Consider the following 11,854-nt stretch of genomic DNA (forward strand, 5'->3'; position numbering starts at 1 on the left):
ACCTCAGCCTGGGCATGAAAACGCCCCAAGAGGTACATGAAAAAGCCAGCCCCCATAAGGCGCTGGCTTCAACAAAAACCGTCAACGTATTTTAGGACGGGTCATCTGACAAAAGTGTAACCGCTGGGCAGGAGTCTGGCTAATTCCGGCCTCATTCACCGTGTCATGCGTAAAGATCCAGCTCACCTTTCCAGGAAAGGTTGAGCTCACCGGATTCCGGCATACCTGCGTCACTGTCGGCTTCGTTTCCTGCCAGGGACTGCCCGGACCGGTCACTGGCGGATTCGTCACCTTCTCCCTGCTGGTCGGACGCTTCCCGACCGGGCGAGTCGGACACGTCAAACCCTTCCAGAGTCAGGCCCTGCTCACTCAGCATATCCCGCAGCCGATGACCGTGCAGTTCCAGTTGCTCCCGCACCGCTGGTGTCGTCGCATGCACGGTTACCGCCGCCTGGTCATTCTGCACCTGTACCCGTACATCCAGTGGGCCCATATCCGGAGGCGTTATATGGATCTCCGCCACCGACATCTGGCTGGCGGTCAGCCATGCCAGCTTGCCCATGACTTTCTCGCCCCATTCATCGGCTCCAACGGGTACGTCGACACTGGTGCTATAGTTCCGCATCAACGCCTGGGCGTCGGCGCCACGAAGGCTTGCGGCCTGGTTCAGCGACTGGGAAAACTCCGGTGCGGAAAGACGGGAGGCCACCTGAGCCGTCAGGGTATCGGCGGCCTTGCCGGTCGTGGTGTCTGTCAGGGTCTGGAGGTTGCTGCCCTGCAGCCCGGCCGTCAGCTCGCGGCCCTGCTTGCCGTTTTCCTGCCCGGCCTCCAGCATGGCGGCAAACAGCGCGCCGGTGGTCGGCAGGCCACCGGGTTTCTGGCCGGTCCCGGTCAGGGACGCCATCGCCTGGGCTGCAGAACGGGCGGCGCCCTGAGGGGCCAACAGTTTCTGATCCGGGGATTGTCCCTGCAACGCCATACCCGGGATGCCAGCTTCGTCTCCGGTATCCACAGCGTCCACCAGCTCGAAAACAGCCGTCTGATCTGCGTTGTCATCAGGCTTTTTTGCCGGTTCGGTCTGCCTGGCGGCATGGGTCCCGGTAGCTTCTTCAGCCCGTCCGGACGCCTCCCGGGGTTGGGCAGCCTGATCGGTATCAGTGCGGCGTTCGTTTGCCGCCGGGGTGGTCCCTTCCGCCCGGCGGTCATCGAGGCCAGCCTTTGCCGGCTTGTCGTCCTGGCGAGCCGTTTTCTGCTGATGCGCTTCCTGCTGGCGAGCTTCCTGGCGCTTCTGCTGGACGTCACGCTCCTGGGCTCGTCGTTGCTCCAGGCGCTTCTCCTGCTGGCGGACCACCTCGTCATACCGACTGGGGCCATTATCGGGCCGGCCCTGACCAGCGCCCTCCAGGGCCTTGTCGGCACTGGGGCGGTCGATACCCGATTCGGGATTGAGTAGTTGGGTTAGCACCATTCCGGACATGGCAACCTCTTGCCGCTGATTCACTGTAGGCGCCCCTCGGGGCGTGTTCATCAGCTTTACTGCAAAACCGGTGCCAGCCGCTTGTCGCGTTTGGTTAATTCATTATCAGCGAATTAACCAAGCGGAAAACTAGACGTGAAGGGATTCTTCCATCAGTCGACGAACCGTGGCGAACTCGGCCTCCAGTTGCGGCAACAATTCCCTGGCATCATCCAGGCGTCCTTCGCGCCCTGCCTGTTCGGCAGACAGGCACAGATCGCCAAGGCGGGAAGCACCGATATTGATACTACTACCCTTGAAACTGTGTGCCGTCTTGGCGAAGGAATCCTGATCATTGCCAGAAAGGGCCTGATGAAGTGCCTCAATACGTTCGCTGGAATCGGTGATGTAGGTCTGTATGAGGATATCGAACTCATCCTCCATCACATCCCGCAGTTCTGCCAGAGCTTCTTCATCAAGGTGTGGCTTGTCGTTCATAACCAACCTCTTGGGAGCCAACGATACATCAGGCTCTTGATGTATTTGCGTACCTATAATCTGGGCGTATCGATAAAATACAACCCGCTGTCCGGAGATCACTTCGAAAAGCCGGCGACCTTTTCACTCCCGACGTCAACAGACTCCCAATCATATACTACTTCGGCACAATTTCCCTGCTTGTTGTATGTCAGATCACTGGACAGCTGCCTTATCAGCGGTATTCCCCGGCCGGCGAGCTGGCTTCGCGAACCCGATGCCAGAGGTGGTCCAACCGACTGGCCGGCGTCGAACCCCTTACCGGAATCCTGGCAGCGTAAAAGCAGCCGTCCACCGGATGAAAGCACGCAGTGCTCAAGCTCAAAACGTATGTACTGGTCGTCGCCCACTTCCTCCAGGCGTTTCTGCCGTTCCGCGTAATAGCGGTTGAAGCCCTCCGGCCCGTCTTTCCATGACGACGGCAGCTCAAGCACCCCATGCTCCAGGGCGTTGGTATAGAGTTCTGACAGTATGGTATAGATTGGTCCGCTGTGCTGGCGCAGGCCGGCAACCGCCATGCAGATATGCAGAAGCAGCGGCAATGGACTGAACCCTGCCAGGGTGGCGCCGTCCACCTGGTAACTGCAACGCCAGGAGGTGGGCCCGGTCAACGCTGAATGACCGGCAGTGAGTGGGCGGCTTGCCACCGGGTCGTCTTCCGTTATTCCCAGAGCCAGTACCGTCAGATCGTCGGTGTCCTCGCTACGGCCACTGAATGACCGCACCCGCTCAACCAGAAAGTCGACCGGCGAACTGTCCCGGGGGCAACTCTCCAGAGCCCGGGCAAGTCCCTCCTCACCAAACCACTCACCCTCGGGGTTGCACGCTTCGAGAACGCCGTCGGTCAGCAACAGCAATTGATCGCCGGGCCAGACCGGGTATTCCGCCATGGGGGTGGCAAAACGTTCCGGCGCCAGCACACCCAGGGGCAGACTGGTTGACGCCAGGGCCTGCCGGGTGCCGTCATTACGCAGAATGAAACCGTCCGGCAGGCCACCGTTCCAGACACGGACATGACCCTCACGAAAATCCACCTCCACGAAACAGGCACAGCAGAACATCCCGGTGGGCAGAATTCGGACCAGTTTCTGGTTCAGCTCCCGCAGCACGTCCGGACCACTGAAACCCTTGCTGGTCATGCCATAGAAAATCTCGGCGACAGGCAGGGCGCCAATGGCCGCAGGCAGACCATGGCCGGTGAAATCCCCGACCAACAGGTGCATGCCCCCGGCCGGTCTTGGGCACGCAAACAGGATGTCACCATTGAACACCGACAGGGGCGAGGCGTGATAACGAATACTGGCTGCATCCAGGCAGCCGGTGTGGGCAATATTGTCGAACACCCGACGGGCCGTCACCTGCTCCGCCAGCAGCTGTTCGTTACGCTCGCGTATCAGGTCTCGCTGCCGGGTCAGCGTCTCGTGCATGCGCCGCATGCGATCGAAGGCGCCCAGCTTGGCCTGGATAATAACCGGGTTATAGGGTTTGGGCAGGAAGTCGTCGCCACCGGACTCCAGGCACTGCGCCAGAGCATCGGAGTCGGACAGGGAGGTCAGGAATATCACCGGCACCAGTCGCTCACCGGCCAGCGCCTTGATACGCCGGGCTGCCTCAACCCCATCAAGCCGGGGCATCATGACATCCAGCAATGCCATGTCGGGCTGCCATGACTCATAGAGTTCCAGTGCCTCCTGACCATCCCCGGCTGCCTGAACGTCGTGCCCCTGCCTGGTCAGGATTGCCTGGAGTATCAGCCGGTCGGTGTTGCTGTCATCGGCAATCAGCAATCGCAGGGGCCTGGGTTTTGCGGAATCCGTCACGGGCAATCCTCTCACGGTTGTGGCAGAACCTGTAAGCACTAGGCGGCCAGCTCAACGTATGGAGAACAGCTGCTCGAAATTGGAAATGGTCAGGATACGGCGGACGTCGCTGTTGCAGTTTTCGATGCGGATGCTGGCGTTATCGCCACCGGCAAAATCCCGCAGCAGCAGCAACATGCCCAGGGCGGAACTGTCCAGATAGGTGGTATCGGACATGTCTACCACCCAGTGCCGCACGCCCTCGGAATTTGTCTCATAGGCGTCACGGAATGCCTGATGCGTACTGAAGTCGAAACGGCCTTCGATAGCGATGATCCGCGTTTGCCCATCGTCACTGCGTCGGGTATTCACCGGCATAGATTTCCTCCACACAATAAGGGCCGGGAGAGTTTCGCCCCTTCAGGATAGTCAATGGATGCGGATTTGTATTGCAGCAGAATGACGACGGAGAACAACCGCTAGCATCGGCGCCTGGAGCACACTCCCGCAGTCACGGACGACGGCGGGAAAACTGGCGCATGGCGGCTTCATCGGCCTGTTTCTGTTCCGCCTGATCCCGGTCCCTCTGTTCCTGGGCGCGGCAGGTCTCGATGTACTTCTCCATACCCCGACGGCGCTCCCAGGCTTGTTGCCATTGCTGCCTGGCCTGCTCCAGACGCTCGGCAGCCCGGGCAACCCGCGTTTGCTGATCGCCGATCAGCGTGTTGAGACGGGCGATGAAATTCTGCCACCCCTGCAGCCGGGTAACGGGCACAGTCCCCTGCTGCTGGCTGCGCATCTGCTGATGATATTCCTGCTGATAACGCTGTAACTCCTCCAGCCGGTCCTGCTCCGTCTGCCACTGGGTGCGAACCTCGTTCATGACATCCAGGGCCTGCTGCTCCTTGCGTTCCTCGAGGGAGAGTACCACCTGCAGCCGTTGTGAACGCACTGTCATTGACTACTCCCGGTGCGGGACTTGTCTGCCCCTTGCCTGGGTACCTGCTCCGGCATCAGCGCAAGCAACTGGTCCACCGAATCACGGAAGGGCGAGGCCTCGTTCAGCCCCTGCTGCAGAAAGTCCCGCATACGATCGATGTGACGGATGGCAAAATCGGTTTCCGGATCCGAGCCCTTCACATAGGCACCCACGCTGATCAGGTCCCGCGCCTGCTGGTAACGGGAATAGACCTGCTTGAAACGCTGGGCCCGGGCAAAGTGATCCTTCTCGGTGACATGGGGCATGACCCGGCTGACCGATGCTTCCACATCAATGGCCGGGTAGTGCCCCTCTTCCGCCAGCCGGCGGGACAGCACAATATGCCCGTCGAGGATGGCACGGGCGGAGTCCGCCACCGGATCCTGCTGGTCATCCCCCTCCGTCAGCACCGTGTAGAACGCGGTAATGGACCCACCGCCGGGCTTGCCGTTACCCGTGCGCTCCACCAGTTGTGGCAGCTTGGCGAAGACAGAAGGCGGGTAGCCCTTGGTGGCGGGGGGCTCCCCTACCGCCAGGGCAATTTCCCGTTGCGCCTGGGCATAGCGGGTCAAGGAATCCATCAACAACAGCACGCGTTTGCCCTGGTCGCGGTAGTATTCCGCAATCCGGGTGGTGAGCATGGCCGCCCGCAGCCGCATCAGCGGCGAGTCGTCAGCCGGCGACGCCACCACAACAGAACGAGCCAGGCCCTCGTCGCCGAGGATGTCCTCGATGAATTCCTTCACCTCGCGGCCCCGTTCGCCAATCAGGCCGACCACGGTAATGTCGGCGTCGGTGAAGCGGGTCATCATGCCCAGCAACACACTCTTGCCCACCCCGCTGCCGGCAAACAGCCCCAGGCGCTGGCCCTGGCCGACTGTCAGCAAGGCATTGATGGAACGAATGCCCACATCCATGGACGTACGGACCGGCGCCCGGTTGAGAGGGTTGATGATATCGCCCGTCAGGGGGACCCGGGCTTCCACATCCAGGGAGCCCTTCTCGTCGAGAGGTTCACCATTGCCGTTGACTACCCGGCCAAGCAGCCCGTTGCCTACCGGCACCCGGCTGGCGGCAGAGAGGGGCAGCACACGCGCACCAGGGCGCAACCCGTCGATGGCGGACAGGGGCATGAGATAAACCCGATCATCCTCGAAACCCACCACCTCGGCTTCCACGGTGGCGCTGTCCTGGCCCTGGATCAGGCAGCGGTCGCCCACTACCATCGGGCAGCCAACGCACTCCAGGGTCAGGCCAACCATTCGGGTAAGGCGCCCGGACAGTTCCGGCTGCGGTTGCCGCGGTACATTGGTGGTGAGTTGCTGAAGTCGTTCAGCCAGGCTGCGGGTCATCGTCCGATTCTCCCGGTTCGTCCAGCACATCACGGTGGAAATCGGAGAGGTCGCCCATCACCGATTCAAGCTCCTCACTCTCGCCGGGCGAGGCCGCCCCGAACTGCTGTTCCAGCATTGACTGCACGGCCTTCTGGAATCGCTTCTCCACGGTGTAGTCCACCAGTGAATGCCGGGTTTCCACCTTGCAGCCGCCCGCCAGGATGCTGTCGTCCTCGGTAACAGTCGCCTCCGCTTCCAGCCGGGCAGCCGCTTCCCGGACCCACTCGGCGTCGGAGGGATGAATACGGATACGCACGTTTTCGCGGGTGGGTGGCAGACTGTTCACCGCATCGGTCACCACACGGGCGATCTGTGAGGAATCCACGGTCAGTTCGCGATAGATAACGGCACGGGCGAGCACCGTGGCCAGGTTGACCAACGCCGACTCCAGCTCATCCTGGTGCCGCTCGATGGGGGCCAGCAACTCGCCCATGACCGATTCCAGCTGTGTCAGTTTTTCGTCGACCTGTGAACGGGTCTCAGATTCCGCCTGCTCGCGGCCTTCCCGCTCACCGGTTTGCCGGCCTTCCTCGTAACCACGTTCGCGGCCTTCCTCAAGACCCTGTTTCAGACCTTCTTCGTGGCCCGCCTGCCGCCCTTCCTGGAGGCCTTCTTCCCAGGCGGACTGGCGAATGGCCTCAATATCGGCAGCCGTCAGCGGCTTGACGTCGCGTTCCTCCTCCCGGGGCACCTCGTTGCCCCCCTCGTCCAGCAGGGGCAATTCCCAGCGCTCCCAGGCGCTGAGCTCTTCCGGGGGGATACGGTCACGTCGACGAGAATCGCTCATCACATCATTTCTTCGCCGGCACCGCCGAGGGTAATTTCACCCGCCTCGGCCATGCGGCGGGCAATGGTGATGATATCCTTCTGGGCGGCTTCCACTTCGCTGACCCGCACCGGGCCCTTGGCCTCGAGGTCATCCTGCAGCAACTCGGCGGCACGCTTGGACATATTCTTGAAAATCTTGTCCTTGACGCCGTCATCGGCACCTTTCAGTGCCACCACCAGCACCTCCGAGGACACCTCACGCAACAGCGCCTGAATGCCCCGGTCATCAATTTCAGTGAGGTTGTCGAACACGAACATCAGGTCTTCAATGGTGGACGCCAGGTCCGGATCCATATCCTTGATGGAGTCCATCAGGCCACCCTCGATGGATCGATCCATGAAGTTCATGATGTCCGCCGCCCGTTTGACCCCCCCGATACGGCTGGTCTGTGCGGCTGAGCCGCCGGAGAACTGTTTCTCGAGGATGTCGTTGAGCTCCTGCAGGGCCTGGGGCTGAATGCTTTCCAGGGTCGACACCCTCATCATCACGTCCAGGCGTACCTTGTCGTCCAGGGTGGCGAGAATCTCGGCGGCCTGGTCCGGGTCGAGGTACGAGATAACGATGGCCTGTATCTGTGGGTGTTCGTAACGAATGATATCGCCCACGGCCCGGGGCTCCATCCACTTGAGGGTGTCCAGGCCGGTGGTGTTGCCACCAATCAGGATACGGTCGATCAGGCTTGCCGCCTTGTCGTCCCCCAGGGCCTGGGTCAGCATGGTGCGGATGTAATCGTCGTTGCCCACGCCCAGGCCGGTCTGGGTGCCCACGGCGTCCACGAATTCGTTCATTACGAAGGAGACTTCCTCCTTGCTGACATCCTTCATCTGGGCCATGGCAACGCCCACCCGCTGAACTTCCTTGGGCCCCATATGCTTGAGGATCTCCGCCGCATCAGACTCCCCCAGGGACATCAGCAGGATAGCCGCCTGCTCGACCCGGGGAATCTTGCGGCGAAGCTGCTTGCCATCACCGTCTTGCCGGTTTTCTTCACTCATCGATATTCACCCACTGGCGCATTACCTGAGCAACCCGGGCGGGGTCTTCGGCAATCAGCCCTTTCAATGCGTTCAGATGCCTATCATAGCTGTCTGTGGCGCCGGGCAACAGCAACTCGTCCTGCCCGCCCATGGCATCGGCCAGGGCCTTGTCGCCGCCCATGCCGCCCAGGTCGTCGTAGGAACCGCGCACGCCATCCTCATCCATGCCGGAATCCCGACGGCCACCACCGGAGATGCTCTTCAGTACCGGCCGCAACAGCCCCAGCACCAACGCCAGGATGACAATACCGGCAAGCACCTGCTTCATCAGGTTCCAGAACCAGGGTTGTTCCCAGAAGCCCGGCGCCTCGAACTGAACTTCCTCTTCCGGTGCAAAGGCTGTATTCATCACGGTAACACTATCACCCCTGGCTGCCGAATAACCGACAGCGTCACGCACCAGCATATTGAGGCGTTGCAGTTCCTGCTCCGGCCAGGGCTCGAAGGAAACCTCACCGGTCTCCGGGTTCACCACCCGCTTGTCGTCCACCGCCACAGCAACGGTCAGTCTCTTCACATCGCCCTGGGCCTGACGGATATAGCTGACAGTGCGGTCAATCTCGTAGTTGCGGGTACTTTCGCGGCGGATATCCACCGGCTGGGCGGGAGCTTCACCGTCTTCACCCTCGCCGGCGCCTGCCTGTTCCGGCACCACGGCCTCGCCCGGAGGCTGGTTGGACAGGGCGCCGGGGATGCCACCCTGGGCACCGAAGGCGCGCTGCTCGGACATCTCCCGCTCGCTGCGAACCGACTGCTGCTCGGGGTTGAAGAGTTCTTCCGCCTGCTCCACCGACGAGAAATCCAGGTCGGCACTCACTTCCGCGCGGAACCGGCTGTCACCGACAATCGGACTGATCATGGACGCGACACGCTTGGTGAGCCGTTCTTCCACCTGTGAGGTGTACTGATACTGTTCCTGCATATCCTGACGTTCGCTGTCATCGTCCCGGCCGGTCAGCAGGTTGCCATTCTGATCGACCACGGTGACCTTTTCACGATTCATCTCCGGCACACTGCCAGCCACCAGATTGACGATGGCGTTGATCTGCTCCTGCTCGATACGACGCCCGGCAAACAGGTTCAGGAACACAGAAGCACTGGGCTCCCGCGCGTCCCGAACAAACACGGACCGTTCCGGGATCGCCAGATGCACGCGGGCTGATTTCACACTGCGCATGCTGCTGATGGTCCGCGCCAGCTCGCCTTCCAGGCCACGACGGAAGCTGATGGTTTCCATGAACTGCGACGTTCCCAAACCCTGGTCCTGGTCCAGCAGCTCATAGCCCATGGTTTCCTTGTCGGTGACACCCTCGGCGGCCAGCTTCAGGCGCGCGTTATAGACGTCATCGGAAGCCACCAGCAACGCGCCGGATCGGGGATCCATGCGATACTGGATGCCACTCTGGTCAAGAATGCTGGAAACATCCTGCGGGTTGTAGCTCGACAAGTCGCCAAGAACCGGCTGGTAGTTGGGCTCCTGGGCCCACAACACCACGGCAACGCCCAGGGCCACGCTGGCCGCCAGACCGACCATCAGCCCGATCTGGCGCAGCAGATTCAGGCGGTTGAAGCCGAACATCAGCGGGCTGCTGCTTTCGTTTTCCTCCTCTCCACCGGTAGTGGTCAATTCGTTGGAGGTGGCGTCTGCGGATACACTGGCCATGTCGTTGCTCCGTGGCTAACTCGAGGCGTTAAATAGGCATGTTCATAATGTCTTCGTAGGCCCGCACAACCCGGTTACGCACCTGGCTCAGACCTTCGAAAGCAACCGATGATTTCTGCGACGCTATCATCACCTGGGTGATATCCACGTTCGGGTCGCCCTGCTCGTAGGCGGTGCGCATCTCGCCTGTGGTCGACTGCAGGTCGTTCACCTTGTCCACCGCCTGGCTCAGCATGTCACCAAACCCCGGCGTCTCACGGACCTTTTCCGGGCCTGACGGCTTGTCCACCTGACCCTTGATCGCAAGGTCATTGTCCATGCGCTGGTTCATCTGGGCGCGCATGTTACGCATCTCTGAGAGAACGCTATTAATGTCGGCTCGCTGGACCATGGCTTGTCTCCCGATTCCCGAAAACGTTTCCGGTGCCCGCTACCGGACGTGGCAGTCAGGCGAAAAGATTGTCTGGTGTCGGTGAATGCAAAGTCCTGACCACTTTTATTTTTATCTTTAATTACAACAGATTAAAAGTTATTTAAAGGGGAGTGTTACGGCGCCTGTCGGCTTTTTGACGGGAATGGGCGGGAGCCTTCAACTCCCGCATCGCCCCCTTGGCCAAAAATAAAAACGGCGCCCGAAGGCGCCGATGTGAGAAGACCATTTGGCGGGGACGTTAACTGGCCATGGCCAGCTCCGCATCCAGGTCGATACCCGAGTCCCGCATCTGTGCGAGCTTGTAGCGCAGGGTTCGCGGGCTGATGCCGAGTTGCTCCGCGGCGCGGTTACGACGGCCCCGCTCCCGCTTCAGGGTGTCAATGATGATGCGGAACTCACGGCGCCGGATTTCATCACCCAGGGATCCGCCATCGTCATCAGCATCAGCCACGCCCGATACCGTCTCGTCCCTGGTTGCGGTTGCCTCAGTACCAGTTCCGGCAAAGGCCGGCTCGGCCTGGCCTGGCTGCGGCTGAGGGGCCGACACCGCAGGCGACGATGACGTATCGAGACCGGTAATCCCCATATCAAGACAGAGGTCTTCCGCCTGGATTTCGGCGCCCTGGTGCAGCACCAGCGCCCGTTGGATCGCATTATCCAGCTCCCGCACATTGCCGGGCCAGCGGTGATTACGCAGCGCCTGACGGGCGCCCGGGCCCAGGCTGACGCCGCTGAGTTTCATCTTGCGGCTATGTTGACGCAGCAGGTGATCCGCCAGCGGCAGGATATCTTTCGGCCGGTCGCGCAGGGGGTGCCAGTGCATGGGTAACACACTCAGGCGATAGTAGAGGTCTTCCCGGAATTTACCTTCCCTGACATAGTCCGCGAGATCACGGTTGGTCGTCGCCAGCACCCGAACATCCAGGGAAATGGTGCGGCGACCGCCGACCCGCTCCACTTCGCGCTCCTGCAGTACCCGCAGCAGCTTGGACTGCAGGCCGAGGTCCATCTCGGAAATCTCGTCCAACAGTATGGTGCCACCATTGGCCTGCTCGAACTTGCCAGGCGATGAAGCGTGCGCGCCGGTGAACGCCCCTTTTTCATGGCCAAACAGGATGGCCTCCAGCATGTTCTCGGGAATGGCCGCGCAATTGATAGCCACAAAGGGCTGGTCACTGCGACTGGAATTCTGGTGGATAAACCGTGCCAGCACTTCCTTGCCGGTGCCGCTCTCGCCGGAGATCATGACCGTGGAGTCGCTGGCTGCCACCTTCTTCGCCAGCTGGAACAGGCGAGTGCTGATCGGGTCTTCGGCGACTGGCTCGTCGCCACGGCGCCCGCGCTTCGCACCCGCGCCGACAACCTTCTCCACGGCCTCTACCAACACCTGGGGCTCGAACGGCTTGACCAGGTAATCAATGGCGCCGGTCTGCATGGCGTTCACTGCATCGCTGATCTGGCCGTAGGCGGTAATCAGCATCATCGGCAGGCCGGGGTAGGCTTTCAGCACTTCCGCCAGCAGGTCATGGCCAGACATGCCCGGCATGTTCACATCGCTGACCACCATGTCCACGGGCCCCTTCGCCAGTTCTTCCAGGGCCTTTTCACCGGAAGCGGCTTCACGCACCCGGAATTTGGCCAACTCAAGGGTCGTGACCAGTGCTTCGCGCAGGTCGTGGTCATCTTCAACAATCAGAATCTGGGGTCGCGCCATGACGTCCTCCGCC

11 protein-coding genes are annotated in these 11,854 nt (G+C 61.2%); all 11 read right to left on the minus strand.

The window, feature by feature from the left end; all coding sequences use genetic code 11:
• Positions 1-163: 163 nt before the first annotated feature.
• Entirely contained in the window at positions 164-1,477 is a 1,314-nt protein-coding gene (locus ACFOZ5_RS15895) for a flagellar hook-length control protein FliK (protein WP_379889079.1), read from the minus strand.
• Positions 1,478-1,606: 129 nt separating this feature from the next.
• On the minus strand, positions 1,607-1,954 hold the full coding sequence (locus tag ACFOZ5_RS15900) for an Hpt domain-containing protein (protein ID WP_379889081.1): 348 nt from the start codon (positions 1,952-1,954) through the stop codon (positions 1,607-1,609).
• 98 nt (positions 1,955-2,052) lie between these two features.
• Entirely contained in the window at positions 2,053-3,813 is a 1,761-nt protein-coding gene (locus tag ACFOZ5_RS15905) for an ATP-binding SpoIIE family protein phosphatase (RefSeq protein WP_379889083.1), read from the minus strand.
• A 51-nt stretch (positions 3,814-3,864) separates the two neighbouring features.
• Complete coding sequence (locus tag ACFOZ5_RS15910; protein WP_379889085.1) at positions 3,865-4,170, minus strand: STAS domain-containing protein; 306 nt, start codon at positions 4,168-4,170, stop codon at positions 3,865-3,867.
• A gap of 133 nt (positions 4,171-4,303) precedes the next feature.
• Positions 4,304-4,750, minus strand: a complete 447-nt coding sequence (gene fliJ / locus ACFOZ5_RS15915) for a flagellar export protein FliJ (protein WP_379889087.1) — start codon at positions 4,748-4,750, stop codon at positions 4,304-4,306.
• Positions 4,747-6,123 carry a flagellar protein export ATPase FliI gene (gene fliI, locus ACFOZ5_RS15920; RefSeq protein WP_379889089.1) on the minus strand — a complete coding sequence of 459 codons (1,377 nt, stop codon included), beginning with the start codon at positions 6,121-6,123 and terminating at the stop codon, positions 4,747-4,749. The genes fliJ and fliI overlap by 4 nt, the downstream gene beginning before the upstream one ends.
• Positions 6,104-6,952: a flagellar assembly protein FliH gene (locus ACFOZ5_RS15925; RefSeq protein WP_379889091.1), complete on the minus strand. Its 849-nt coding sequence runs from the start codon at positions 6,950-6,952 to the stop codon at positions 6,104-6,106. Before ACFOZ5_RS15925 ends, fliI begins: the two co-directional genes overlap by 20 nt.
• Entirely contained in the window at positions 6,952-7,989 is a 1,038-nt protein-coding gene (gene fliG, locus ACFOZ5_RS15930; protein ID WP_379889093.1) for a flagellar motor switch protein FliG, read from the minus strand. The genes ACFOZ5_RS15925 and fliG overlap by 1 nt, the downstream gene beginning before the upstream one ends.
• Entirely contained in the window at positions 7,982-9,694 is a 1,713-nt protein-coding gene (fliF, locus tag ACFOZ5_RS15935) for a flagellar basal-body MS-ring/collar protein FliF (protein WP_379889095.1), read from the minus strand. Before fliF ends, fliG begins: the two co-directional genes overlap by 8 nt.
• 28 nt (positions 9,695-9,722) lie before the next feature.
• Positions 9,723-10,085: a flagellar hook-basal body complex protein FliE gene (fliE, locus tag ACFOZ5_RS15940; RefSeq protein WP_379889097.1), complete on the minus strand. Its 363-nt coding sequence runs from the start codon at positions 10,083-10,085 to the stop codon at positions 9,723-9,725.
• A gap of 280 nt (positions 10,086-10,365) precedes the next feature.
• A complete protein-coding gene (locus ACFOZ5_RS15945; RefSeq protein WP_379889099.1) occupies positions 10,366-11,841 on the minus strand; it encodes a sigma-54-dependent transcriptional regulator in 1,476 nt (491 codons plus the stop codon).
• Positions 11,842-11,854 lie beyond the last annotated feature (13 nt).

It is taken from the genome of Marinobacter lacisalsi, assembly GCF_042651045.1.
Lineage (GTDB): Bacteria > Pseudomonadota > Gammaproteobacteria > Pseudomonadales > Oleiphilaceae > Marinobacter > Marinobacter lacisalsi.